Source organism: Sulfitobacter faviae, from assembly GCF_029870955.1.
GTDB lineage: Bacteria > Pseudomonadota > Alphaproteobacteria > Rhodobacterales > Rhodobacteraceae > Sulfitobacter > Sulfitobacter faviae.
Genome location: NZ_PGFQ01000001.1, coordinates 872301 through 897755, shown reverse-complemented (window position 1 = coordinate 897755; position 25455 = coordinate 872301). Strand labels below are relative to the sequence as shown.

The following is a 25455-nucleotide window of genomic DNA, read 5'->3' as shown; positions in this document are numbered from 1 at the left end:
GGGGCCGACATGGACCTGAGCTATACAGACGAAGAACGCGCCTTCCGCGAGGAGGTGCGTCATTTCCTCGCCGAGAAACTGCCGAAAGAGCTCTCCGAGAAGGTGCGCCGCGGGCAGGAACTGACGAAGGACGACCACGAACGCTGGCACGCGATCCTGAACGAACAGGGCTGGCTCGCGACCAACTGGCCCAAGGAGTTCGGCGGGGCCGCGTGGAACGCCGTGCAGCGCCACATCTTCGAGGAAGAAGCCGCCGCCCACCACGCGCCGCGCATCGTGCCTTTTGGCCTGTCGATGCTGGCGCCGGTGCTGCAGAAGTTCGGCTCGAAAGAGCAGCAGGACTACTGGCTGCCGCGCATCCTCTCGGGTGAGGACTGGTGGTGTCAGGGCTATTCCGAGCCGGGCGCAGGCTCCGACCTCGCCTCGCTGAAAACCACCGCGGTGAAGGACGGCGATCATTACATCGTCAACGGCCAGAAGACATGGACGACGCTGGGCCAGCACGCCAACATGATCTTCTGCCTCGTGCGGACGAACAAGGAGGTGAAGCAGCAAGAGGGCATCTCCTTCCTGCTGATCGACATGGAGACGCCGGGCATCACCGTGCGCCCGATCATCCTGCTGGATGGCGGCGCCGAGGTGAACGAGGTCTTCTTCGACAACGTGAAAGTGCCCGCCGAGAACCTCGTCGGCGAAGAGAACAAGGGCTGGACCTACGCCAAGTACCTGCTGACCCATGAGCGCACCAACATCGCGGGCGTGGGCTTCTCTCAGGCCGGTCTGCAGGCCGTCAAACGCATCGCCCGCTCCGAGATGGCCGGGGGCCGCCCGCTGATCGAGAACCCGCATTTCGCCGCCCGCGTGGCACAGGCTGAGATCGACCTGATGGCGATGGCGACGACCAACCTGCGGATCATCTCGAAAGCCGCCGCAGGGCAGGCGCCGGGCGTGGAAAGCTCGATGCTGAAGGTGAAAGGCACGATCATCCGGCAGGAGATCAACGATCTGGCGCGCCGCGCCGCCGGTGTCTACGCCATGCCCTTTGCCTCCGAAGCGGTGGCAGGCAGCAACGATGCGCTGCCCGACCCGCATGAGGCCGGCCCCGTGGCCGCGCAATATTTCAACAACCGCAAGCTGTCGATCTTCGGCGGCTCCAACGAGATCCAGCGTGGGATCATCGCCAAGACCATGCTGGGAGGTGGCAAATGAATTTCGACCTGACCGATGAACGCCAGATGCTGCAGGACAGCCTGCGGCGGTTCCTGCGCGACAAATACGACACCGAAACCCGCAACCGCATCCTCGAGAGCGAGACCGGCTATTCGACCGAGATCTGGGAAGGTCTGGCTGAACTGGGCGTGATCGGCGCGCTCTTCACAGAAGAGCAGGGCGGTTTCGGCGGCGCGGGCTTCGACCTTGCCGTGGTCTTCGAAGAGCTGGGCCGCGCCGGGGTGGTCGAACCGCTTCTGGACAGCGCCGTGCTGGCCGGGGGGCTGATCGCCGACCTCGGGACCGAAGAACAGCAGGAGCATATCGAGCAACTGATCGGCGGCGCGCTGCAATTGGCCTTCGCCCATGGCGAGCCGGGCAGCCGCTATGACCTTGAGCGGGTCACCACCGCGGCCACGCAAAATGGCGACCAGATCGTGCTCAGCGGCCGCAAGGCCGTGGTGGCGAATGCCGAGGCCGCCGACATGCTCGTCGTCTCCGCCCGCGAAAGCGGGGAGGCGGGGGACCGCGATGGCATCTCGCTCTTCCTCGTGCCCGCGGATGCCAAAGGGCTGACCGTCACCGGCTATGCGCTCTTGGCCGGTGGCCGCGCCGCCGAGGTAACGCTGGATGACGTGACCCTGCCCGAAAGCGCCCGTGTGGGCGCGCCCGGCAAGGCATTCGAGGCCATCGAGACCCGCACCGCCAAAGCCACCGCCGCGCTCTGCGCCGAGACGCTCGGCGCGATGGAGACCGCCTGCGACCTCACGCGCGAATATCTCGGCACCCGCAAGCAGTTCGGCCGCCCCATCGGTACCTTCCAGGCGCTGGCGCATCGCATGGCGGACCTGCTCATCGACCTCGAACAGGCGCGCTCGGCCGTGATCAACGCGGCGGGCCATCTCGAGGACGACCGCGCCAGCCGCGAGCGTCACGTCTCGGCGGCCAAGAACCTGATGGGCCGCGTTGGCCGTCTGGTCGCGGAGGACACGATCCAGATGCATGGCGGCATCGCCATGACGCAGGAGTACGAACTGGCGCATATCGCCAAGCGCATCACCATGGCGGACCACCGCTTTGGCGATGTCGACCATCATCTGGAGCGGTTCATTGCACTATCCGCCGCATGATGCGCCGACCAGCGGGGTTCAGCAGCTGATCGGGTTCCAACCCGACCTGTCGAACCCCGATGGCAGCACCCGCGTGACGCTCGATCTCGGCCCGCAGCACCTGAATGTTTCGGGCGTGTTGCACGGCGGGCTGCATACGCTGATGCTCGACGTCGCCGCCGGTTTCGCCTGCGCGCGGCACTGCGCGATGAGCGGGCCTTTCGTGCCGATGCTGACGCTCTCGCTGACCACCGATTACATCGGCGCGGTCCGCGAAGGTCAGATCATCGCCACGGGGCGCGTCACCGGCGGGGGCTTCAAGATTCTCTACGCCGAGGCGCAGTTGCACGATGCCGAAGGCCGCCTGCTGTCGCGCGCCACCGGCGTATTCAAGAGGGCCAAGACATGAGCGCACGTATCGAGGACCGCGGCGATCGGTTGATCGTCTGGAACGGCAACGCCGAGAAGCGCGGCGCGCTGACGCCCGCGCTCTACGACGCCATCGCCGAGGCGATGCGACTGGCCGAAGAACCGCGCATCCGCGCGGTGATCCTGACCTCCGAGGGGCGGTTCTTCTGCGCCGGGGGCGACCTCAACGTGCTGATCGAACGCCGCAAGCTGACCGAGGAAGTGCGCCGCGAGCGGGTCGATGCGCTGCATGATCTGGTGCGGTCGATCCGCGCCTGCCCGGTGCCCGTCCTCGCCGCCGTCGAAGGCGGTGCCGCGGGTGCGGGCCTGTCACTGGCGCTGGCCTGCGACATGATCGTGGCCTGCGAGGACGCGCAGTTCACCGCCGCCTACGTCAAGGCCGGTCTGGTGCCTGACGCAGGCCTCACCGCCTCGCTTGCCCGGCTCCTGCCGCGCCCTCTGGCGATGGAGATGTGCCTCTTGGGCCGCCCGGTGATGGCCATGCGCTTTGCCGAACTGGGCGCGGTGAACCGCATCTGCCCCAACGGTCGCGCGCTCGACGAGGCGCTGATGCTGGCCGACACGCTGGCCGCGGGCCCGCGCGACGCGCAAGCCACGATCCGGGCTTTGGTCGGGCAGGCCTATGAGACCGATGAGGCCGCGCAGCTCGACGCCGAGCGCAACGCCATGGCCCGTGCCGCGGGCGGCGATGAGGCCGCCGAGGGCATCGCGGCCTTTTTAGAGAAACGAAAGCCCCGGTTTTAGCCGGGCGGCGGCTGCCGGAGGAGGGGGCCGCCATTAGGCAGGAGGAGACACCCATGAATGCCAGGGTACAGGATTTTCTAGCTGAGCAATTGGCGACCCGCCCAGAGGCGGCGGCGCTGAGCGACGCCAGCGGCGCGGCTTGGAGCTTTGCCGATCTGGACCGCGCGCGCCGGGCTTTGGCGGCGGAGTTGCGGGCCGCGGGGGTGCAGGCGGGCGACCGCGTGCTGTTGATGGTGGAAAACTGCGTTTCCGCCGTGGCCGGGCTCTATGCCGCGTGGGAGTTGGACGCGGTGGCGATCCCCGTCAACGCCCGCCAGAGCGAGGCCGAGGTCACCCGCATCATCAACCACGCCACCCCGGCGGCGGTTCTGCTGACCTGCGAGGTCTCGCCCGAGGCGGCGGCCCATGCGGTGCGGCTGGACGCACGCGAGATTGCGGGCGATTTCGGCAGCCTGCATCTGGCCACGCCACAGCCCAGCAGTCCGGATGCCGACCTGCATGACGTGGCGGTGCTGCTTTATACCACCGGCACCACGGGCGACCCCAAGGGCGTGATGCTGACACATTCCAACCTGCGCTTCGGCGCGCGGGCCTCGGCCGATCTGCGGCAGATGGTGCCGGGGGATGTGGTCTATGGCGTCTTGCCGATGACCCATGTCTTCGGCCTCGTCTCGGTCCTGATGGCCGCCGTCAGCGCGGGCGCGAAGGTGCGGCAGGAGAGCCGCTTTTCCGCCGCGAAACTTCATGCTGCGACCCATGAGGACGTCACGATCCTGCCGGCGGTGCCGCAGATGCACGCGCTGGTCATGCAATACTCGCGCGAGCGCGGCATGCCGAAACTGGAAAGCCCGACCCTGCGCTATGTCTCCTCCGGCGGTGCGCCGCTCGACCCGGCGTGGAAGCGCAAGGCCGAGGCGTTCTACGAACTGCCCTTGCAAAACGGTTTCGGCATGACCGAGACCTGCTCGGGCGCCTCGGCCACGACCAATGCGCTTGGCTCCCCCGATACCTCCGTCGGGCCGGTGACGCCGGGCACCGAGTGCAAGATCGACGACCAAGCCCCCGGTGGCAATGGCGCGGGCGAAGGCGAGGTGCTGGTGCGCGGCCCGCATGTGATGAAGGGCTATTACCGCAACCCGACCGAGACCGACAAAGCCATCGACGCCGAAGGCTGGCTACACACCGGCGATTTGGGCAAGCTCGATAAGGAGGGGCGGCTGCACATCCTCGGACGCTCAAAAGAATTGATCATCCACGGCGGTTTCAACGTCTACCCGCCTGAGGTGGAAGCCGCGCTGAACGATCACCCGCGCGTGGTGCAATCGGCGGTGGTCGGACGGCGGCGCGAGGGCGATGAAGAGGTGCTGGCCTTCGTGCAGGTGGCACCGGGGACGAGGTCACGGCAGAGGAGCTGCGTGGTTTCGTCAAGGAACGGCTCACCGGCTACAAACGACCCGCACAGATCATCGTGGCCACTGATCTCCCCGCAGCGCCCACGGGCAAGATCCTGAAGCACCGCTTGTTGACGGCCTTTGCCGATCAACTGGCGTGACGAGGTGGGGCGCAGAAGCGCCCCGCATCTTTATCAGACGTAAGTCCCTTCGGCGGCAGCGCGGATCGCGCGAATGTTCTCGCCGTAGGGCGCCGGATCGCTGACCGAGCCGCCTTTGAAGACGGCGGAACCCGCCACCAGCACATCGGCCCCGGCCTCAACCACCAGTGGCGCGGTCTTGGGATCGACGCCGCCGTCGATCTCGATATGCACGGGCCGGTCGCCGATCATGCTGCGCAGCTCGCGGATCTTGGCGGTCATGTCGATGAACTTCTGCCCGCCGAAACCGGGGTTCACGGTCATCACGCAGACCAGATCGACCATGCCGAGGATCTCGGCCACGGCGCTCGCCGGGGTTCCCGGGTTCAGCGCCACGCCCGCCTTGGCACCCGCGCCGCGGATCGCTTGCAGGGTGCGGTGGATATGGGGTGTCGCCTCCACATGGGCGGTGATGAAATCTGCGCCCGCCTTGGCGAAGGCTTCGATATAGGGATCGACCGGGGCGATCATCAGATGCACGTCCATCACGCCCTTGATATGGGGCCGGATCGCCGCGCAGGTGGCGGGGCCGAAGGTGATGTTGGGCACGAAATGCCCGTCCATCACGTCCACATGCACCCAGTCGGCGCCTTGGGCTTCGATGGCTTCGCATTCGGCGCCGAAATTGGCGAAATCGGCGGCAAGGATGGAGGGGGCGATCTTGATCGAACGGTCGAAAGTCATGGGGGCAGGCCTTTGTTACGAGGGTTGGCCCCTCATAACGGCTGACCGCCCCCGGGGAAAGAGGGCTAGAGATCCAGCTCCAGCACGCCGCCGGGCTGTGCTGCGCGGGACTGGCAGAGGATGATCGCTCCCTCGCGTTGCTTGGCCGAGAGCACGAAGTCGCGGTGCTCCACCTCGCCGCCGCGCAACCCGCATTTACAGACGCCACAGATGCCGTCGGAGCATTTCAGGTCCACCGGCACGCCCGCCGCGATCAGCGCCTCGGCGGCGGTTTCCTCGGCCCCGACCTCGATCTCGCGGCCCGAAGCGAGCTTCAGCGTGAAGGGGTGGTTTTCGTAGTCCGGCAGTTCGGGGGTGGAGAAATACTCCGAATGCCGCGCCTCTTCGGGGATGCCGGCCTCTTCGGCGGCGCTCAGCACCGCCTGCATGTAGGGCTCGGCCCCGCAGGTGTAGACATGGGTGCCTTCGGGCGCGCCGGCCATGATGGCGGGCAGGTCGGCGCGGGTGCCCTCGGCTGAGATATGCAGATGCACCCGGTCGGCCCATGGCATCGCGGCCAGTTCCTTGGCGAAGGCCGCGGCTTCGCGGGTCGAGGCGGAGTAATGCAGATCGAAAGGCCGCCCGAGCGCATGCAGACGATGCGCGAAGGCGATCATCGGCGTAATGCCGATGCCGCCGCCCATCAGTAGGCTGTGGGGGGCGTCTTCGATGAGTTCGAAATGGTTCACCGGCTTGCCCACGAAGATGCGCCGTCCCTTGGAGAACACCCGGTGCAGCAGGGCCGAACCGCCGCGGCCCGCTTCCTCGCGCAGCACGGCGATGCGGTAGCGGCTGCGGTCCTCGGGGTCGCCCAAGAGCGAATAGGGGCGCAGGTATTCCGGGGCCACCACCAGATCGAGATGCGCGCCTGCGGTCCAAGCGGGCAGATCATGCCCCTCGGGGTGGGCGATGTCGTAAAGCCGGGTCGTGGCGTTTAACTCCTCAACCGCGGTGATCCGCAGGTCGAGCACCGGGGTGTCGCTGCCGACTTTGTAGAGATGCAGGTGCTCGGTCTCCCCCGCTGCCGTCTTGCGGCGGTGTTCGTCGGCGCTGATCAGGGCGGCATGGGCCTTGATCCCGGCCTCGCGGTTCATCGGGTCGGGATAGGGCCACGGGTGCGGGGCCAGCGGGGCGGGGTAGACGGCGAGGGTCTGGTCTTCAAACTTGAGGTCCAACTCCGGTTGCAGGTCGCGCGCGTTGACCGGCTGGGCAGGGGTGTCGAACTGGCCCGAGGGCTTGCGCTCGATGTCCCACCACCATTTCTTCACTGGGTTCAGGCGGCCCTTGCCGACCTTGTCGTCGAGCCTGGCCAAGAGCGGTGCCGCGGCGGGAATGTTCGAGGCGGCCCAGCGGAAGGGGGCCTCGGCAAAGAGCCCTTCGAGGTTCCACGGGCAGGTCTTCATGCAGCGCCCGCACATGGCGCCGCCTTGGTTGGTGATCCGGTAGGTGGCGCATTTCTGGCTGTCGGATTTCCAGATCTCGTAGCCGTTGAACATCTTCTTCGGCCCCGCGGTGATCGCCCCCGAGGGGCATTCGCGGGCGCATTTGTTGCAGGCCTCGCAGAACTTTTGCAGGCCGAAGTCGATGGGATTGTCGTGGGCGACGGGCAGGGTGGTGGTGACCACGCCGGATTTCAGCCGCGGGCCGAGGAAGGGGTTCAGGATCACCTCCCCGATGCGGCTGACCTCGCCCAAGCCCGCCAGCAGCAACAGCGGCGGTTGCAGCACGTCGCCGTCCATCACCGTATGCGCCCTGGCGGAATGCCCGAGGTTGCGCAGATGCTGCGCCAGCACGCCGCCCAGCATCGAGAACCGCAGATAGGCGCGCATGGATTGCGACACGGCGATCCAGTCGTCGCCCGAGGAGCCTTCCATCGTGTCATAGCCTTGGTCGATGATCAGGCTCAGCGCTTGGTCATGCGGCGGGGTGATCGGGGTGCCGGTGGCGTCGTGGCTGTACCACGTCCAGTCCGGGCAGGCCGAGAGGCCCGCGGCATCGGCGCCCAGAAAATAGCTCGCCGCCTTGAGGTTCGCCGCGTTGCGGGCGGCATCCCCGGCCTCGGGGGCATCTTCGTTCACCGGCCCGTCCTGCAACAGGATCAGCGCGCCCAGCAGGCGGCGCTGCGCGGCGGAGGGGGCGGATTTGATGACGTGATGCCCGCCCTTCATGGCGTTCTGCACCTTCGGCCCCATGTCGCCGAACTGCCCGCGCGCGAAGAGGTCACCGCGTTTCGGCACGCGGGGGACGTTGGCGGCGTCGATGTAGGTCGTCGGCTCATCGACACGCTTCAATGTCTCGAAGGGATGCGGCCCCATGGCATAGTCGCGCCGGGCGTAAGGATCGACGTCGCGCGCGCTGACCCCGCCGTGGGTGCCAAGCTGCCAATGCGGGCCTTTCAGCACCGACCACGGCTGGTCGGCCAGCGGGGCAAGCGGCATGTCGGGCGCGAGGGCCATGTCGGTCGTCACCACCGCGAGGCCGAAGCGCGGGCCGATCCATGGCACTTGCAGGGTGCCGTCCTCCAACACCGCCAGCCCCGCCGCCACGGCCAGTTGGCCGAGGTTCACGTCGGAGGTGGTGGCCGAATGCACCTTGGCCGCGAAGCCCAGCTGGCGGATGTATTCGGCGAGCACGGTGGCGTTCTCGGTGCCGCGCAGGCAGGCGCGCTCGGCTTGCGCGTCCATGATCCAGTCGCTGCCCGGCTCGCCCTCGCGCGGGTCGCGGGGTAGGCGGTGAGGATCACCAGCGCATGACTGTGGCCGTCGATCGGGGTTTCGGGCGCATCCACGGCGTCGCGCAGGTTTGCCATGATGACATCGACGCCCGCGGCCAGCGTCTTGGTCTGGCGGCTGCGCAGACCTTCGGCCAGTTGCGCGGTGCCTTGGCTGCGGCGCGGGTGGGGTAGCCGCGCCTCGCGCGGCAGGGCGCAGACGCCCATCATCGAGGCATCGTTGTAATAGCCAAAGGATTTGAGGTGGTTGGCCCGCTCCTGCGGGCTGTCGGGGATCACCGCGCCCGCCCTGTTGACCGGCCCGTCGCGCAGCACATCCATCATCGCCTGAAAGGGGGCCATGGCGTTGCAGATGCTCTGCGGCATCTCGGGCCGCTCGAACCGCAGTTCCGGCTCGGGGGTCTTGGGCAGCCGGTCATGCGGTGCCTGCAACCGGCGCAGCCGTTCCAGCGGAAAGGGGCCGAGGTGCATGGGGCGGGTCTTGGACGAAAAGAGCTTCATGGGCAAATCGATGCCATGCTTTGGGATGATATGCTAGCCTTGGTTGTATTGGTAAACACCGCTCTCGCTTGACTTTTTGCGCAGCCGCCGACCATGCTGCGGCAAATTTGGAGGAGTAAGATCATGACCCTGTTCACCCGCCGTCAGGCCATCGCAACTTTGGGCGCCGCAACGGCTGTGGGGCTGGCGGCACCGGCTCTGGCGCAGAACCGCAAGATCACCTTAGGCGCGCTGCGTTTCACCAGCCACGCGGGCAGCTTCGTCGGCTTTGAACGGGACTATTTCAAAGAGGCCGGTCTGGATGTCGAACTGCGCTTCTTCGAGGCCGCGCAGCCGATGGCCGTGGCGATTGCCAGCGGCGATGTGGACTATGCGATCACCGCGATTTCCGGCGGGCTGGTGTCGCTGGCGCAAAAGGGCGCGGTCAAGGTGATCGGCGGCGGCCTGCAAGAAGAGCAGGGCATCGACGGGCAGAAATTCCTCGTCTCCGACGCGGCCTATCAGGCGGGCATCACTGCGCCGGGCATGTTGGACGGCAAGAGCTTTGGCATGACGCAGGCGGGGTCGTCCTTCCACTACATGGGCTCCAAAATGGCCGCGGCGGAGGGGATCGACCTCAAGTTCAAGCCGTTGCAAAAGGTCGGCGCGGTGATCGGCGCACTGAAATCGGGCCAGATCGACGCATGGTCGATCGTGCCGCATATCGCCAAGCCCCTGGCCGGGTCAGGTGCGGTGCATATCATCGGTGATGTGGCGACCTATCTGCCAGATTATCAGGTGACCACGGTCTTCACCTCAACCAAAAACGCCACGGACGAGCAGGAGATGACCAAGAATTTCCTCGCCGGTTATTCCAAAGGTGTCGCCGATTACAACGCGGCGATGATCGCCAAGGAAGGCGGTGATACGGGCGTGGATGAGATGGTCGATCTGATCCACAAATATGTCTACACCGACCGCCCGCGCGACAAGGCCGCGCCTTCGATCATCAATGGCACCATGCGCCTGAACGAAGGGGCCAAGTTGAACGTCGCCTCGGTCCGCGATCAGTTGGAGTGGTTCCAGTCCGAAGGGTTGGTCGATGCCGACATCACTTTGGAGACGCTGATCGACACCTCTTATGTCGAGACGGTGGGCAGCTAAACGCCCGACCTTTTGAAGGCTACGCTGTGCAAGGCGCGCTCCCCACGGGCGCGCCTTTTGCTTTCGGGCCGCGAGGGGATTTCCGCCGCGCATGACTGGCAATGCCGCCGCGCCAAGATACCTATGATGCTGATATGGGGCCAAGCCCCTGAGCAGAAAACGGGAATCGGCAGTGAGCGACGGCAGTTTTTTCGCCCTGAACGGCTATCATTTCGCATTGGGGGCCGTGGGGGCGGTGGTCATCCTTGCCCATTGGCTGCCCCGCTTTTTCAGCCGTCGAGAGCCTGCGGCCTCGGGGTTGTTGATCCTGCTGGGCATGGGGTTTTCGCCCTTGTCCCCGGCATGCCGACATTCCCCGACCCCCGCGCGATGCCCTTTCCATGGGAGGTCGTCTCGGAGCTTTGCGTCATCGTCGCACTTTTCGCGACGGGGCTAAGGATCGACCGGCTTTCGGATTGGTCCCGCTGGGGGCCGACGGCGCGGTTGCTGGCGCTGACCATGCCGTTGACGATCCTGTCGGTCGCGCTGATGGGCTGGGCCTTTGCGGGGATGACCGCGGCGGGTGCGATCCTCTTGGGGGCGGTGATGGCGCCCACCGATCCGGTTCTGGCCGCCGATGTGCAGGTCGGCCCGCCGCATGAGGGTGGCGAGCATCCGGTGCGTTTCGCGCTGACGACCGAGGCGGCGTTGAATGATGGCTTGGCCTTTCCTTTCGTCTACCTCGGCATTCTGGTCGCCGCAGAGGGGGTGGCCCCAGCGTCTTGGGGCGTGGAATGGCTGGCGCGTGACGTTTTCTGGCGCATCGCCGTGGGGGCCGCCATGGGGGCTGCGGGGGGCTGGGCCTTGGGGCAGGTTCTCTTTGCGGTGCCGCGCAATGCGGTGCTGGCCGAAACCTCCTCGGGCGTGGTGGCCTTGGCGGGGGTGCTGTTGTGCTACGGCACCACCGAATTGGCCGAGGGCTATGGCTTTATCGCCGTGGCGATGGCCGGTCTGGTGATCCGGCGGGTCGAGGCGGATCATGCATTCCACCGCCGTTTGCATGACTTCACCGCCGCTGTCGAACATGCGCTGACGGCGCTTTTGCTGGTGGCGATCGGCGCGGTGATGCCTGCATTGCTGAGCGATCTGACCCTTGCGGGCGCGGTGATCGTGCTGGCGCTGATCTTTGTCGTGCGCCCCTTGGCTGGGTGGCTGTCGCTTATGGGCACGCCGCTTGAGGCGCGCCCCCGCTGGGTTATCGCGCTTTATGGGATACGGGGGATCGGGTCGATCTATTACCTCGCCTATGCGGCGGGGAAGGTTGAGTTTCTGGACGAGGAGCCGTTGTGGGCGATGGTGGGTTTTGCCATCCTTCTGTCGACCTTGGTGCATGGGTTCACCGCCGGGATCGCGGTGGACGGGCTGCGCGGCAAGGGGGAGCCGCCCTCCTAACCGGCCCGGCGGGGCAGGGCGGTCGCGCCCTCTTGCGGATCGCACATTGCGCGCGGGGCGTTTTTGCTGAAAAAGGGCGGCATGGACCTCAAGCTTTCCTCCGTCAGCCATTACTATGGCGATACCCAAGTGCTGCGTGACATCACGCTCGACATTCCCTCCGGCCAGATCGTCTGCATCGTTGGCCCGTCGGGCTGTGGCAAATCCACTTTGCTGCGGATGCTGGGCGGGTTGGAACGCCCCAGCGAAGGCCGGGTGTTGCAAATGGGCGATGCGCCTGCGGGCTGTCTGAACCCGCTGACCTATATTTTTCAGGACTTCGCCCTGCTGCCTTGGCGCAGCGTGCGCGGCAATGTGGCGCTGGTGCTGGAGGGGCATGGGCTGGGCAAGGCGCGGCGCGAGGCGATCATCGCCGATGTCTTGGCCCGGACCAAGCTGACCGATTTCGCCGATGCTTTGCCCAAACAGTTGTCGGGCGGGATGAAACAGCGGGTGGCGATTGCCCGGGCGCTGGCGGTGAACCCCGCCGTGATGCTGATGGATGAGCCGCTGAGCGCGCTCGACAGCCAGACCCGCGAATTGCTGATGGATGACCTTGTGGCGCTCTGGACGCGGCAGCCTTTCACGGCGGTCTATGTGACCCACAACCTCGCCGAGGCCGTGCGGCTGGGGCATAAGATCGTCGTCCTGTCGCGCCGTCCGGGTGAGCTGCGTGAGGTGGTGGAGTTGGACATGCCGCTGGCCGAGCGGCGCCACGGCGATCCGGTATTGGAGGCGCAGCAACAGCACCTTTGGGGCTTGATGCGTGATGAGGCCGCGGCGGCGGATGCGGAGTTGATCGATGGCTGAAATGACGGATGTGAACGCCCGCGAGGTCACTTTTCGCGGCGGTGGTTTCCAGCCCGGCACCCGGCGCGGCGTGGGGCTTGCGGTTTTCGTGGTGCTGATCCTGCTGGCGGAATGGGGCACGCGCGGCGGCTTCATCTCACCCCTGACCCTGCCGCGGCCCAGCGATGTCTTGCTGACCTTTCAAGAGCTTTACCAGTCGGGGATGCTGTTCAAACACCTCGGCCCCTCGCTGACCCGTCTGGCAGTGGGCGCGCTGATTGGTGCCTCATTGGGCATCGGCATCGGCGTGTTGATCGGGTTGTTTTCCTTGGTCCGCGCGGGGCTGGTGCCGCTGGTGGCGGCGATTTTCCCCATCCCCAAGATCGCGCTGCTGCCGCTCTTCGTGATTTGGTTCGGCATCGACGAGGCCAGCAAATACGCGCTGATCGCCTTTGGCACCTTCACGCCCACGGTGGTGGCGACCTATGCGGCGGTCGACAATGTGGACCGGGTGCTGATCCGCATGGGGCAGAGTTTCGGCCTCGGCTGGTGGTCGATCGTGTCCAAGATCGTGGTGCCCGGTGCGATGCCGGGGATTCTGTCCGGCTTGCGTATTTCGCTGACGATCGCGATTATCCTGCTGGTGGCGGCAGAGATGCTGGGCGCGGAATATGGGATTGGGGCGTATATCCTGCAGGCCGGGAGCTTGTATGATCTGGAGCGGCTGTTTGCAGGGGTGGTGATCTTGTCGCTGCTGGGCGTGGCGGTGTCGTCGGCCGTGGCCTTTGTGGAGCGGCGCGTGTTGCGCTGGCGGGTATAACACAAGGGCCAGCGCCTGCCCGCGGGTGGGCGATCTGTCGTGAGTTTCTTCCACTTTATGGTTCAACCGTGATGTGCGCTCGATATGTCACGTCCGGCCTCACCAAATCGCCTACCCGGTCGCACCAAAGGTGCGCCCATATAGGCTGGCACGCCTCCGGCGTGACGGGCGGGCAGGCGATGGCCCGGCGCCTCCGGCTTGATTCCGGGCCGGGGTGGTAACCTCAAGCACTCAGTTCCGGACCGGGGTGGTAAGAGCGCATCATTTGCGTATCAATAGCGCCAACCGCCCTCACCAACGGACCCCCATCATGACCGAACACACCACCACCCACGCCGCCGACGAAGACGCGCGCAACCGCGACATCAAGATCTACGTCAATGGCGACATCGTACACCGCGACGAAGCCAAAGTCTCGGTCTATGACGCGGGCTTCATGCTGGGCGACGGCATCTGGGAGGGCATGCGCCTCTATAACGGTACATGGGCCTTCTTCGATGAGCATATGGACCGCTTCTTCAACTCCTGCAAAGCGATCTCGCTCGATGTGGGGATGGACAAGGCCGGCGTCGCCGACGCCCTGCGCCGCACGGCAGAGGCGAATGACATGCACGATGACGTGCACTGCCGCCTGATGCTGACGCGCGGGATCAAGGACAAACCCTTCCAGCACCCGTCACTCAGCACCACCGGGCCGACGCTGGTGATCATCATGGAACATTCCAAACCCGTTGACCGGCTGCAGTCCAAGGGCATCCGCCTCGCCTCCGTCCCGCAGGTGCGCGGCCTGCCGCACAGCCAAGACCCGAAGCTCAACAGCCATTCCAAGCTCAACTGCATCATCGCCTGCCTGCAGGCCGAGGAAGCGGGCGCGGATGAGGCGCTGATGCTCGACCCGCATGGTTTCGTGAACACCACCAACGCCTGCAACTTCTTCATCGTGCGCCGGGGGGAGGTTTGGACCTCGACCGGGGACTACTGCATGAACGGCGTGACGCGGCAAAAGGTCATCGACCTCTGCCACGCGAATGGCATCCCGATGAAGGAAAAGAACTTCTCGCTCTACGAGGCTTACGGCGCGGATGAGGCTTTCCTCACCGGCACCTTCGGCGCGCAGACCCCGGTGGCCGAGATCGACGGCAAACCCATCGGCACGGGCGAGCGCCCTGTCACCAAACGCATCCAAGCGCTGTACAAAGAGCTGATCAAACAGCACACGGCCTGAACGCCGATGGGTGCCCGCCCCCGCGAAGGGGCGGGCGGCATCTTAGGAGACCATGCGCTTCAGCGCGGGCACGCGGCGCAGCAGGAGCCAATCCAGCAGCCCCACGGCCAGCAGGGTGACCCCCGCCATCGGAAAGGCCAGCGCCACCACCAGACCGACCAGAGCCGCGCCTTTCCACAGCGTCATATTGCGCGGTGCGGGCGGGGCAGAGAGCCAACCGGCAGGATTTGCCGGGCGGCGTTTCCACCACATCACCACGCCCGAGACGCAGAGAAAGATCACCGAGAGGCAAAACAGCGTATTGGCCAAAACGCTCGGCCAACCCAAGGTGCCCATATGCAGCGCGATGCCCACGGCCATCGCCTTCCCGGCCAGCGAATAATCCTCATAGCGCACATCGGCGAGGATCTTGCCCGTGTGCCGGTCGATATGCACCGTCCGGTCGCTGGTGGGGTCGATCGCATCGGTGTTCATCGAATCCCGGCTCAGCGTCCAAACCCCGTCTTCGCCGCGGGGCAGGTTTATCTGATAGCGCGCGTCAAAGCCAATCTGCCGGGCCAGCGCGTCGATGGTATCAAGCGTGGCCGGCGTGCCTTCGGCCAATCCCGCCACCCCGGCATCGCTGCCCGAGGCGGGCATCGGGGTCTGCTCCAGCGCCCAAGGCACCTCCTTGGGCCCGTGGTTCATGCTGGCGTGGAGGTCATCCGACAGCGGAGCCTCCCATTTCTCTGCCGGGAACTGGCTCCATGCCTGCACCATCTTTTCACCCCAGATACCGGCCCAAGAGAGGCCCGAGATCAGGAAGAAAAACAGCACCACCGACACCCAAAGCCCGATCGCCCCGTGCAGAGATTTCCACAAGGCGCGCCCACGGCCCAGTCGCGGAAGCAGTGCCGCCCGCAAACCAGTGCCGCGCGGCCACCAGAGGTAGAGCCCCGTGGCGATCAGCACCATGCCGAGCGAGGCCGCGATCTCGATCATGCGGTCGCCGGTCACGCCTAATAGCAGGCTGCCGTGGATGTTGTCGGCCATGTCGTACCAGCCGCTGCGGCGCGGGAAGCTGGCGAGGACTTCGGCGGTATAGGGATCAACGGCGACCATGGTCGCCACGTCATGCGCGTCCACCCGAAAGATCGCGGCCAGATCATCGGCGCGGGGGGCGACATATTGCACAAGGGTGCCGCCTTCGATGCTGGCCTGTGCGGCGGCGGCCTGATCGGAGAGGGCGAGGGGTGCGTCTTGGGGCGTGACGGCGATCCGCTCTCCGTCCCGCCCGCCAATGAAGGCAATCCAAAGCATCACAAGCCCCGTTAGGGCGAGCATGATGAAAAAGGGGATGACATAGACCCCGGCATAGAAATGCCAGCGCCAAGCGGCGCGGTAAAAGCTGTTCGCACGTTGCGTATTGTCGTTTTGCAGGGCTGCCGCGCCTGCAGGATCGATGGAAACCATGTATTTGGTCCTCTGACTGAATTGATATGTGGTTTGGAAGGTCAGAGAACCCGTGGCGGCGCCCTTGCGCGTTTGACAGAGGCGCGGCGCGGTTTGGGCTGTGTGGCAGGGGCAGGGGGCAGCGGTGGCGCCGGGTGAAAGGTGACGGCCAAGGGCTGCACCGCCAGCCCCCTGCGTAGGGCAGCGAGGGAGTGCTGGTTCCAGTCGCAGGGCTTGTGCTCGGGCTGCACCGGTTCGCCGTCTGGTCCGATGGTCACCGTCTCCACCCCGTGGCCCGTGCACAGCACCATGGTCAGCGCGCCTTGCTGGCGCTCTGGCATGGTTCCGGGCGCGAACGCCGAGAACGCCCCAAACAACAACACCACCGCCCAGAGGCAGAGGTGTTGAAGCGGGCCGGTCAACGCCTTGCGGCGCATCCTGCGATGGGCTTGGGCTTAGTGTTTATGCTCGTGCGATGAGTGATCCATTCCGCCCGCGTCATGCCCGCGGCGGCTTTCCACATTGAACGTCACATCCAAGGTTCCGGCCTTTTCAAAGGTCAGGGTGGCGGGGATTTTCTCGCCTTCCTCAAAGGGATCACCGTCGAGACCCATGAACATCACATGCAGCCCCCGGGTTTGAGGGTGACAGTTTCGCCCGCGGGCAGGTCGATGCCGTCCACATGAGACATGCGCGCAACGCCCATGTCATCGGTGGTCGTCTCATGGAGAGAGACTTCGTCAAAGCCCTCGGCGCTGATGCTGACAAGACGGTCGGCAGTGTCGCCGCCATTGGTGATCGTCAGATAGCCGCCGCCCACGCGGGCGGTTTTCGGGGTCTCATAAGCCATCGGGTGATCGACGGTCAAAGCGCCTGCGGTGTACTCATGCGCGGCGGCGGGCAGGGCGATGAGGGCAGCCAAGGCTACGGTATAGAGAGATTTCATTGTCATGTTCCATTGTCTGAGATGTGCAAAAAAAGGTGGTGGCTCAGACGAAGGGAGGGCCCCTGACAGGCGGTGGCGCCCCGGCGGGACTGCGTGGCGCGCCCAAGGCGCGGGTCAGGCGGGGCGTGGCAAAGTGCAGCGCCGCGCGCGGCAGAAAGACATCCGCCGGGTTGGGCAAGATCAGCGCGTTGACGATGCGGCAGGCTTCGCAATCCAAAGCCGCATGGTTCTGCCCTTCGACCGGCCCATCGCAAAGGTCGCTCAACGTGCCGCCCGCTTGGATAAAGGCGATGAACGCCGGATCCTGCTGCACCTGCGCGGTCGCCCGATGGGCGAAAGGCAAGCTGGCAAGGGCCAGCAGCAGCAAGAGGGTCAGACTGACCCGAAGCGAGGATATGCGCGAAACGGCGGACATGCGCCCTGATACCCCGGCTGTCGCGGCAAGGCTATAGGGCGCTTTAATCTGCGACGCGATGTCGTAGGCCGGGCGCTGCGCAGGGGGGCAATCGGGGGAGAGTGTTGGCTGGGATGGTAGGATTCAGAGTTAAGATATTGGTATATAGTTACATTATTTAGAGCATTATTATATGGTGCCGAGTGTTAAGCGTTGGAACGGTCGCTGAGCTACAGATCGTGCCTCATAACTTCGCGCACCGGGGCTCCTTGATCAGGCGCCATCTTAGGGGCTCTCTGTCTCTAGGCTCTCCACGACAATGCTTAATGTCGACGGTTCTCACGCCCGCCCCGCTACCGCGCACTCGTCTAGGACTTCGCCTGAACCTGTCGTGTGCCGCGGAAAACGGCAAACTGGGCAGAGAGCGGCCGTTCGCTGCCTTTTGCATCTATAGCCGCTTTCGAACCGCCAGGTGCGGACCTGATCAGGCTCGCATCCATACCGCCATATTTGGCCCGCCATTTGTAAAGCATGGCACTGCTCATGCCGTGTTCACCGCACTACTCCACGGGAGCGCCGCCTTCCATCCGGCGCAGCACGCCCATGATCTGGGCCTCGGTAAACCGTGTCTTTTTCACCGGAATCTCTTCGTTCATCCTGCCGAGAAAATTCAACTTCCGCATCCTTTCAACATCGGGGGTGATTACCGTATGACGCCAGGCGAAAAGCTGCGCGAGGATTGGTTTCCGACGATTTTTCAACGCATGTCTAAAGACGCGGAGCAAACCTAAGGGCGAATTGGCGCATATCATAATGGGGAAAGCGATCTGTGTGTCGCTGCTCCTGCACACCAGCTGAAGGCCAAGTGTGGCGGTATGGATGTGTCCGAGGCTGTCTGACAAAGGGCGTTGGAGGACGAGAATGCCAAGCTTAAGTGCCTGCTGGCCGATACCATACTGGACAAGGATGTGTTGAAAGACCTTCAGGGAAAGAGTCGACGACATTGACAAAGTGGCGAGATGCGGCGCTCCGGGTGATGCGGGATCATGATATCTCGCGGGGCCGGGCGTGTCGGCTTATCGGTGTCGACCCCAGAACCGTCCGGCACGAGCGCCCACCGGACAATACCGATATCCGCAAGAAAATGCAGGAGATCGCCGGCAAGCGACGTCGGTTCGGCTACCGCCGGATCAGGGTGCGGTTGGAACACAAAGGCATAAGCATGAACCATAAGAAGCTCTACCGAATATACCGGAAAGAGGGGTTGTCCGTGAAGCAACGACGTAATCTGAAACGGGCGCGCGGGACAAGGGTGGCGATGCCAGCCGCCGCGAGCGTCAACGCGCGTTGAACGCTTGACTTCGTGTCCGGCTGCTACAGTGCCTCACGTAAGTTCCAGATCTTGGCGATGATCTATGACTGTACCGCGAATGCCTGTGCCTCGTCGCGGACACCAGCCTGTCAGGTGCACGGGTTGCCATCCCTTCTTCAAAGACACCTTCTAGCTGAGTTCTGATTGAGGTCTGCAACGGTGCCTCCGAAATTCTCGATAAGGCGAGAATGAAAGCAATCTTTCATACTGTCAATAATGATATGTAGCATTCATTTTACGGCGCGGTTTGGGGGTGGGTTTTTGTTAAGGGGTGCGGGAAAGGCTTTGTCGTATGGATTGCCTAGAGGGCGGCGGGCTTCCTAACCCACGTCCAACCGCCGAAATTTCGGAGTTGATGCCTGTGGCTCCCGCCATTTATCAGGTAACTCGGAACCAAGATGCCTGAATGGGCAACTTTCCCTGCAAGGCGCGAGAGGGGCCGGGCTCGGGAAATGTTTAGCGGGTTCATTGCGATGGCGTCTTCGATCAAGGCCAAGCTGTCTCGCGTGCTTGCGCCTCATTTTGGAGAACGTCTTGATGCGATTGCACAGGTTCAGCTTTGCGTCCCTGCAAATGCGATAGGTTCCGCTGTCCCCCGCGCTCCGGCCTCGCCCGTCTGACCTCAGCCGACCTTCTGCGCGACACCACTCAGATAGACTTCTTCGATCGCGCGGTCGTCTCCCATGATCTGCAGCACGAACAACTCCTCTGCGAGACTTTCGGCACGCTCCATACGCAGCGCCATCGCGCTTGTGGCAGATGAGTTCAAGATCACAACGTCTGCTTCTGTTCCCACCGCCAATGTACCGATCTTGTCTTCCAGACCCAGAACCTGAGCATTGCCCCTTGTCGCCCAATCAAAGGCTTGGAGCGGATGCAGGGACTGCCCTTGAAGTTGCAGAACCTTGTAGCCCTCGTTCAGGGTTTGAAGCATCGAATAGCTCGTGCCCGCACCCACGTCCGTCGCAATCCCGTTCAGAATGCCACGGGCATTTAGCTTGTGGTGATTAAACAACCCGCTGCCCAGGAAGAAATTCGATGTCGGGCAAAACACGGGGTGCGCGCCGGTGTCCGCCAAGGCATCAATTTCTCTCGGCTCAAGGTGAATGGCGTGCCCCAGCAACGTGTTGTTCCGCAGCAGACCGTAGGATTGGTAGACATCCAGATAGTCCTGCGCCTGGGGATATAGCGCTTTGGTAAAGGCGATCTCGTCCTTATTTTCGGACAGATGGGTTTGGATGTGGCAATCGGGATGCTCATTCGCGAGCGCCATGGCCATCTGCATCTGCTCTGGCGTCGACGTAATGGCGAAGCGGGGCGATATCACATAGCCGTTCCGACCCTTGCCGTGCCATTCCGAAATCAATGCTTTGGTTTCGTCATATCCTTCTTGCGGCGTGTCGCGAAGCTCGGCTGGTGCGTCCCGGTCCATCAAGACCTTTCCGCCAAGCATCCGCATATTGCGCCGCGTCGCCTCTGAGAAAAATGCATCTGCCGAGGTCTTGTGAACCGAGCAATATGCCACGGCGCTGGTCGTGCCATGGGCAATCAACTGATCGAAAAAGGCCTGCGCCATGCGTTCACTATGGCTTTCGCAGGCAAAACGGGTCTCTTCCGGGAAAGTGTAATTGTTGAGCCAATCCAGCAATTGCGACCCCCATGAGGCGATCACTTGCACCTGTGGAAAGTGAATATGCGTGTCGATGAAACCCGCCATCATCAGGTAGGGGCGGTGATCGGTGACGGACACGTCAGGGGCTTTGGCCAATATGCTGTCGAAAGGGCCACTGTCCTTAATGATGCCGTCGCAAATCAACAGACCGGCATCCTCATGGTAGCAGTAAGAGTCAGTATCAGAGCCATCTTGCGGGGCGCGGTGAAACGTCAAAAGGCGCCAGCGAAGCAGTTTTTTGGTCATAGGGTTCTCAAGTCTGGGAAGGTTTGGGCGGGCGGCGAGATGCCGCCCGTGACGGGTCAGGCCTGTTGGGTGGGCATATCTTCGTCCATAAGGTCGGGCTCGTCGGGCACGACGATACGGCGCGTGAGGTCTTCTTTCGGCGCGACCATCGGATATAGGTACATGAACGCACCAACGATCAGGTAGCCTATCGTGATGGGATCGAGCTGGGGCATCTGCAGCTTGTAGGAATGAATGATCCCCACCGAGGACATCAAAGAGGCTGCGATTGCAAAGCCGCCTGCCATTTTGAAGCGCCCGTCAATCGTGTCGGCGACAATCGCACCCCAGATAAGACCGGTGATAATCGCCCCTGACTAAGGGCCAGATGACCTTCGTAATGCGCGCCTTCCATTAAAAGCGCGGCGGTAAGTGCTTCATCCCCCAAGGAGGGCAGCCCCTCGACACCGGAACTGCGCAGAGCGTTCATCAACGATCCCCATTTGGTCATCAAGAACGCCGAGATATGCGGTAGGATGGCAAAGGATACGGCGGCCATGTGCATTGGCTTTACCGCCCAAGCCGTGTTGGTGATCAGGCTGACAGAAACAAAGACCAAGACCGGCGCAGCCGCGGCAACGGGGATCAGGCCCGCAAGAAAGGACAGAAGCCCGGCAAAGGCGGCAGCGGCGATGACGATGGCGACACCGATGATATAGCCCGCATGTGCGTCGAGCCGCTTATAGGCGGGATGACCAATGTAGACAGTCGTTGGAAAGGGCGAACCAAAGAGCGCACCCAGCATCGTGCCCGCGCCATCGGTGACCTGACACAGGCCAACCGGATAGTGATCCCCTGCCGCTTCGGCAGATTCCACGTTGTTCATCGTCTCGATGAAGTTGTAGATCTGCACCGGGATCAGCACGAGGAAAAGTTCGGGGTTCGCAAACAGATATTGCAGGCCGGCAAACAGGTCGCCGATATAAGGAACCGGCGGGTAAAACCCGATCCCGCTGACGTCCACTTTGGACTCTCCCAAGGCGAAAGCGATTATCGTACCGGCGGCGATTGCGACCAGACCGGCAGGCAGGTTGCCGGGAAGGCGAAAGCGTCCGATCAATCCCCAAAGAATGAACAACAGGGAGGTGAACGCGATAATCGGGCTTTCAAAGATCTGCGCCAAGGGTACAGAGCCGATAAACACCAAGGCAATGCCGCATAGGGTGCCCAACATGCCCGCACGCGGCGTGATCTCTTTCAACCATGGCCCAACGATGGCCCCGAGTGCTGCCACGATACCACCCATAAAGCCCGCGCCGATGCCGACTTGCCATGCCAGCAAGGGATCGTCCGTGGCCCAGTAAATTGGCCCGATGACCCCGAAAAGATAGACGAACATCACGGGTGTCGAGATGCCGTAGGGCAGGGCGGTCACGTCTTTGTCCTGTCGATTGGCCGCCCATTTGGCCATATAGGTATAGACCGCCACACCGGCCAAAATGGCGATGGCGGCGCCGGGTACGATGCGGCCAAAAACGATCTCGGGCGGCATCTGAAACACGAATTGGCAAACCCCGGTCAGGATCAGCAAGTTCACTAGGTTATCGGTAAATAACGCCCAGAAAGCGTTGAAATCGCTGCGTGCAAACAGCTTGTAGTTATACGTCCTCACGTCCATGACGGTCTCCTCCACTGATAGGGCGGAACGCCTCTGGCCCGATTAGGCCAGTCTCCCCGTTCGGCCCAGATATGTGCGCCCCGGGGGCGCTTCTATTACCCCGATCGGGACGGTTGCGGCAGTTTCAGTGGTCAATTCAGCGATCACTTCGGCAGCTACGAAAGCTGCAGTGACGCTGGGCCGCTTGTCGCGGCTACCGCATGCCCCGATGGGGCAATTCAAATGTTCGATTGTTTGGCCGTCGCAATGCGTGCGGACCCAGTTTTTAAACTTCGCGCGCTTGGTGGCCGAGCCGATCATGCCCACATATAAGGCATCGCCGCGTTGCAAGGCGGCAGATGCCAATAAAAAGTCTAACCCGTGATCATGGGTCAGCACGATAAAGGCACTGCCCGCCGGTGCGTTCCAGATCTCGGCCTCCGGCAGCACGCTGATACGGGTCTCTACCGCAGCCGTGTTATATGCGATCTCCTCTGGCCGGGGATCAACTAGGATACATTTGACGGGCAAATGCTGGAACAGGTCGGCCAATGCGCGCCCGACATGACCGGCCCCCATGACGTAGACATGAGGCAGTGCCGCCTCTGTCTGGCGCGCGCGTTCTGCTGCGGCGCGCTTGTCCGAGGGCCGCATCCGCATCAAGCGGATTTCGACCCGTCCCCCACAGCATTGGCCGATCTCGGGGCCAAGCGGCACGTCCATCTCTCGCTCCAAGTCTCCGCTCTGCAACATGTCCTTTGCAGCTTGGATCGCCATGAATTCCAGCTGGCCGCCGCCGATCGTCCCCCCAAGCGCTTGGTCAGAGACAAACATCTCCGTGCCCTCGTTTCGGGGCGAAGAGCCACGCACACGGGTCAGCGCGACGCGGATGACCGAGGAATGTGTCGCGAGGAATTCTGTCAGAGAGGTGGGGGTATTCGACATGGTTCACACCATGGCCTGCAGCCGCGTCACGGCCAGCAACACGCGTTCCGGCGTGGCCGGAGCATCAAGACGTGGACACACGCGGTAGTCGGCGACCGAAGCGACGGCCATCGAGAGCGCTTCGAAGACCGAAACCCCAAGCATGAAGGGCGGCTCTCCTACGGCCTTGGAGCGCTTTACGGTCAATTCGCGGTTCTCCGACCAGTCGGCAAGGTTCACGTTGAATATGCGGGGGCGGTCCGAGGCGAGGGGGATTTTGTAGGTGGAGGGCGCATGGGTCCGCAGCCGTCCGGCATCGTCCCACCATAATTCCTCGGTCGTAAGCCATCCCATGCCTTGGATGAAGGCACCCTCTACCTGTCCCCGGTCCAGAGCCGGATTGAGCGAGCGGCCCACGTCATGCAGAATGTCCGTGCGCTCAACCCGATATTCGCCCGTCAGCGTATCTATTGTCACCTCAGAGCATGCCGCGCCATAGGCGTAGTAGTAGAATGGGCGCCCCTGTCCCTTGCTGCGGTCCCAGTGGATTTTGGGTGTTTTGTAGAATCCCGCCGCCGAAAGCTGCACGCGGGCGAGATAGGCCTGTTTGATGAATGCATCAAATGTCAGGATATCCTTCCCGATGAACACTTTGTTTGCGTGGAAAGTCACCTCTTCTGCGGAAACATCCCAAGTTGACGATGCAAACGCGACGAGCCGCGCTTAGATCTGCTCTACTGCATTGAGCGCGGCCATCCCGTTTAGGTCGGTTCCGCTGGAGGCCGCAGTCGCTGATGTGTTCGGCACTTTCTCCGTGGTGGTCTTGGTGATCTTGATCCGTTCGAAGTCGACCTGAAATGCCTCGGCGACAATCTGTGCCACCTTGGTGTTCAGCCCCTGACCCATCTCGGTGCCGCCATGGTTCAGGTGGATCGACCCGTCGTTATAGACATGCACGAGCGCGCCGGCCTGATTGTACCACGTCGCCGTAAAGGAAATTCCGAACTTGACCGGGGTCAGCGCTATCCCCTTTTTGAGCACCGGCGAGGTCTCATTGTAAGCCATGATCTCCTTGCGCCGCTGGCGGTAGTCGGAGGTGTTCTCCAACTCCCCGACAAGCCGTTCGAGAATGCTGTCTTCGACTTTCTGGTGATAGGGCGTTAGGTCGCGCCCCGCGCCGCCATAGAAGTTGGCCTTGCGTACATCCAGTGGATCCTGACCGGTGGCATAGGCGATTTCTTCGATGATGCGTTCCGCTGCCACCACCCCCTGCGGGCCGCCAAAGCCGCGAAAGGCCGTGTTGGAGACGGTGTTTGTTTTCATCGGGTGGCTTTCAAGCCGAACATTCGGGTAGAAATAGGCGTTATCGGCGTGAAACAGGGCGCGGTCGGTCACTGGCCCCGAGAGATCGGCGGAAAAACCGCAGCGTGCAGCAAAGCTGCCGCTCACCGCTTCGATGCGTCCTGCCGCGTCGAAAGAAACGTCATAATAGATCACGAAGTCATGACGTTTCCCCGTCGCCGTCATGTCTTGGTCCCGGTCGGGGCGAATTTTCACGGCGCGATTCCACTTTTTCGCGGCCATCGCGGCGACGGCGCAGAACAGGTTCATCTGGCTTTCTTTGCCGCCGAACCCACCGCCCATGCGGCGCAAGTTCACCACTACGGCATTCGAGGGCACACCGAGCACCTGCGCCACCATATGCTGCGCTTCGGAGGGGTGCTGCGTGGAGGAATGCACGACGATATCGTCGTCCTCCCCGGGAATGGCCAAGGCGATATGCCCTTCAAGATACATGTGATCCTGTCCGCCGACCGTGATCCTGCCTTTGATCCGATTGCTTGCAGATTCCATTGCCCTATCGACATCGCCCCGTTCCAGTTTCAGCGGAGCGGTGACATGCGGGTATCCCGCCTGCTGCGCCTGAATGGGATCAAGCGCATGGGGCAGCCCATCGTAACTGATTTTGGCTTTTTCCGCGGCACGCCGCGCAATGTCGCGTGTCTTCGCGATCACCGCGAACAACGGTTGACCATGGAATTGGATCAGATCGGTGGGGAAAACCGGCTCATCATTCAGCCCGGTCGGGCTCAGGTCGTTGACACCCGGCACATCGTCGGCCGTCAAAACGCCGATCACACCGGAGGTCGCGAGGACTTCGGTATAATCAATGCCCAAAAGCGTCGCATGGGCAACATCCGAGACACCCAAATAGGCGTGGAGCGTTCCCTCGGGCAGGGCAATATCGTCGGTGTAATCCGCCGCGCCTGTCACATGTTTGGACGCGCTGTCGTGAATGCGATCGCTGTGGGCGGTGCCGGTGATGGAAACGTTGTCTTTCATCTGTCGT

General features: G+C 63.2%; 15 protein-coding genes and 7 pseudogenes. 11 read left to right on the top strand and 11 right to left on the bottom strand.

Annotated features, from left to right (window positions below):
- Positions 1-9 precede the first annotated feature (9 nt).
- The 5 genes and pseudogenes from CUR85_RS04705 to CUR85_RS04685 all read left to right on the top strand — a co-directional run bounded on the left by CUR85_RS04705 (position 10) and on the right by CUR85_RS04685 (position 5043).
- Complete coding sequence (locus CUR85_RS04705; RefSeq protein WP_067267057.1) at positions 10-1209, top strand: acyl-CoA dehydrogenase family protein; 1200 nt, start codon at positions 10-12, stop codon at positions 1207-1209.
- Complete coding sequence (locus tag CUR85_RS04700) at positions 1206-2339, top strand: acyl-CoA dehydrogenase family protein (protein ID WP_067267058.1); 1134 nt, start codon at positions 1206-1208, stop codon at positions 2337-2339. Before CUR85_RS04705 ends, CUR85_RS04700 begins: the two co-directional genes overlap by 4 nt.
- On the top strand, positions 2320-2727 hold the full coding sequence (locus CUR85_RS04695) for a PaaI family thioesterase (protein WP_231886399.1): 408 nt from the start codon (positions 2320-2322) through the stop codon (positions 2725-2727). Before CUR85_RS04700 ends, CUR85_RS04695 begins: the two co-directional genes overlap by 20 nt.
- Positions 2724-3491: an oxepin-CoA hydrolase, alternative type gene (locus CUR85_RS04690; protein WP_067267062.1), complete on the top strand. Its 768-nt coding sequence runs from the start codon at positions 2724-2726 to the stop codon at positions 3489-3491. Before CUR85_RS04695 ends, CUR85_RS04690 begins: the two co-directional genes overlap by 4 nt.
- 53 nt (positions 3492-3544) lie before the next feature.
- A pseudogene (locus CUR85_RS04685) lies at positions 3545-5043 on the top strand (class I adenylate-forming enzyme family protein).
- Positions 5044-5076: 33 nt separating this feature from the next.
- Here CUR85_RS04685 and rpe read toward each other — a convergent pair.
- The gene (gene rpe / locus CUR85_RS04680) at positions 5077-5766 is read right to left on the bottom strand and encodes a ribulose-phosphate 3-epimerase (protein ID WP_067267065.1); all 690 of its coding nucleotides are present in this window, start codon (positions 5764-5766) and stop codon (positions 5077-5079) included.
- A gap of 65 nt (positions 5767-5831) precedes the next feature.
- Positions 5832-9037 (bottom strand): annotated as a pseudogene (locus CUR85_RS04675) (4Fe-4S dicluster domain-containing protein).
- Positions 9038-9160: 123 nt separating this feature from the next.
- Between CUR85_RS04675 and CUR85_RS04670 the strand changes: the two are divergent.
- From CUR85_RS04670 to CUR85_RS04650, 5 genes are all read left to right on the top strand, one after another.
- Complete coding sequence (locus tag CUR85_RS04670) at positions 9161-10180, top strand: ABC transporter substrate-binding protein (protein ID WP_067267069.1); 1020 nt, start codon at positions 9161-9163, stop codon at positions 10178-10180.
- A gap of 342 nt (positions 10181-10522) precedes the next feature.
- Positions 10523-11611 (top strand): cation:proton antiporter, encoded by a 1089-nt coding sequence (locus CUR85_RS04665; protein ID WP_280321958.1) that lies wholly within the window; start codon positions 10523-10525, stop codon positions 11609-11611.
- 81 nt (positions 11612-11692) lie between these two features.
- A complete protein-coding gene (locus CUR85_RS04660; RefSeq protein WP_067264894.1) occupies positions 11693-12460 on the top strand; it encodes an ABC transporter ATP-binding protein in 768 nt (255 codons plus the stop codon).
- Positions 12453-13259 (top strand): ABC transporter permease, encoded by an 807-nt coding sequence (locus CUR85_RS04655; protein WP_197470906.1) that lies wholly within the window; start codon positions 12453-12455, stop codon positions 13257-13259. Before CUR85_RS04660 ends, CUR85_RS04655 begins: the two co-directional genes overlap by 8 nt.
- A gap of 310 nt (positions 13260-13569) precedes the next feature.
- Complete coding sequence (locus CUR85_RS04650) at positions 13570-14484, top strand: D-amino acid aminotransferase (RefSeq protein WP_067264895.1); 915 nt, start codon at positions 13570-13572, stop codon at positions 14482-14484.
- Between the two features lie 42 nt (positions 14485-14526).
- Here CUR85_RS04650 and CUR85_RS04645 read toward each other — a convergent pair whose 3' ends face one another.
- The 5 genes and pseudogenes from CUR85_RS04645 to CUR85_RS04625 form a co-directional block, all read right to left on the bottom strand.
- Positions 14527-15936, bottom strand: coding sequence for a PepSY-associated TM helix domain-containing protein (locus CUR85_RS04645; protein ID WP_082852073.1), 1410 nt, complete (start codon positions 15934-15936; stop codon positions 14527-14529).
- Positions 15937-15977: 41 nt separating this feature from the next.
- Positions 15978-16337 carry a hypothetical protein gene (locus CUR85_RS04640; protein ID WP_280321953.1) on the bottom strand — a complete coding sequence of 120 codons (360 nt, stop codon included), beginning with the start codon at positions 16335-16337 and terminating at the stop codon, positions 15978-15980.
- Positions 16338-16370: 33 nt separating this feature from the next.
- Positions 16371-16765, bottom strand: a pseudogene (locus CUR85_RS04635) (copper chaperone PCu(A)C).
- A gap of 139 nt (positions 16766-16904) precedes the next feature.
- Positions 16905-17276, bottom strand: a complete 372-nt coding sequence (locus CUR85_RS04630; protein WP_067264910.1) for a hypothetical protein — start codon at positions 17274-17276, stop codon at positions 16905-16907.
- 461 nt (positions 17277-17737) lie between these two features.
- Positions 17738-17893, bottom strand: a pseudogene (locus tag CUR85_RS04625) (transposase); the annotation flags it as partial.
- Between the two features lie 201 nt (positions 17894-18094).
- On the opposite strand from CUR85_RS04625, the pseudogene CUR85_RS04620 reads away from it, so the two are divergent.
- A pseudogene (locus tag CUR85_RS04620) lies at positions 18095-18734 on the top strand (IS3 family transposase); the annotation flags it as partial.
- 515 nt (positions 18735-19249) lie between these two features.
- Here CUR85_RS04620 and guaD read toward each other — a convergent pair.
- From guaD to xdhB, 4 genes and pseudogenes are all read right to left on the bottom strand, one after another.
- Positions 19250-20545 carry a guanine deaminase gene (guaD, locus tag CUR85_RS04615; RefSeq protein ID WP_067264916.1) on the bottom strand — a complete coding sequence of 432 codons (1296 nt, stop codon included), beginning with the start codon at positions 20543-20545 and terminating at the stop codon, positions 19250-19252.
- 56 nt (positions 20546-20601) lie between these two features.
- Positions 20602-22202 (bottom strand): annotated as a pseudogene (locus CUR85_RS04605) (xanthine/uracil/vitamin C permease).
- Between the two features lie 42 nt (positions 22203-22244).
- Positions 22245-23126, bottom strand: a complete 882-nt coding sequence (gene xdhC, locus CUR85_RS04600) for a xanthine dehydrogenase accessory protein XdhC (RefSeq protein WP_067264922.1) — start codon at positions 23124-23126, stop codon at positions 22245-22247.
- Between the two features lie 3 nt (positions 23127-23129).
- Positions 23130-25448 (bottom strand): annotated as a pseudogene (gene xdhB, locus CUR85_RS04595) (xanthine dehydrogenase molybdopterin binding subunit).
- Between the last annotated feature and the right edge of the window lie 7 nt (positions 25449-25455).

Excerpts from the sequence above, each read along its gene's own strand:
- CUR85_RS04705 (WP_067267057.1), top strand. The coding sequence starts at position 10 with ATGGACCTGAGCTATACAGACGAAGAACGCGCCTTCCGCGAGGAGGTG.
- CUR85_RS04700 (WP_067267058.1), top strand. The coding sequence starts at position 1,206 with ATGAATTTCGACCTGACCGATGAACGCCAGATGCTGCAGGACAGCCTG.
- CUR85_RS04690 (WP_067267062.1), top strand. The coding sequence starts at position 2,724 with ATGAGCGCACGTATCGAGGACCGCGGCGATCGGTTGATCGTCTGGAAC.
- rpe (WP_067267065.1), bottom strand. The coding sequence starts at position 5,766 with ATGACTTTCGACCGTTCGATCAAGATCGCCCCCTCCATCCTTGCCGCC.
- CUR85_RS04670 (WP_067267069.1), top strand. The coding sequence starts at position 9,161 with ATGACCCTGTTCACCCGCCGTCAGGCCATCGCAACTTTGGGCGCCGCA.
- CUR85_RS04665 (WP_280321958.1), top strand. The coding sequence starts at position 10,523 with ATGCCGACATTCCCCGACCCCCGCGCGATGCCCTTTCCATGGGAGGTC.
- CUR85_RS04660 (WP_067264894.1), top strand. The coding sequence starts at position 11,693 with ATGGACCTCAAGCTTTCCTCCGTCAGCCATTACTATGGCGATACCCAA.
- CUR85_RS04655 (WP_197470906.1), top strand. The coding sequence starts at position 12,453 with ATGGCTGAAATGACGGATGTGAACGCCCGCGAGGTCACTTTTCGCGGC.
- CUR85_RS04650 (WP_067264895.1), top strand. The coding sequence starts at position 13,570 with ATGACCGAACACACCACCACCCACGCCGCCGACGAAGACGCGCGCAAC.
- CUR85_RS04645 (WP_082852073.1), bottom strand. The coding sequence starts at position 15,936 with ATGGTTTCCATCGATCCTGCAGGCGCGGCAGCCCTGCAAAACGACAAT.
- CUR85_RS04630 (WP_067264910.1), bottom strand. The coding sequence starts at position 17,276 with ATGTCCGCCGTTTCGCGCATATCCTCGCTTCGGGTCAGTCTGACCCTC.
- guaD (WP_067264916.1), bottom strand. The coding sequence starts at position 20,545 with ATGACCAAAAAACTGCTTCGCTGGCGCCTTTTGACGTTTCACCGCGCC.
- xdhC (WP_067264922.1), bottom strand. The coding sequence starts at position 23,126 with ATGTCGAATACCCCCACCTCTCTGACAGAATTCCTCGCGACACATTCC.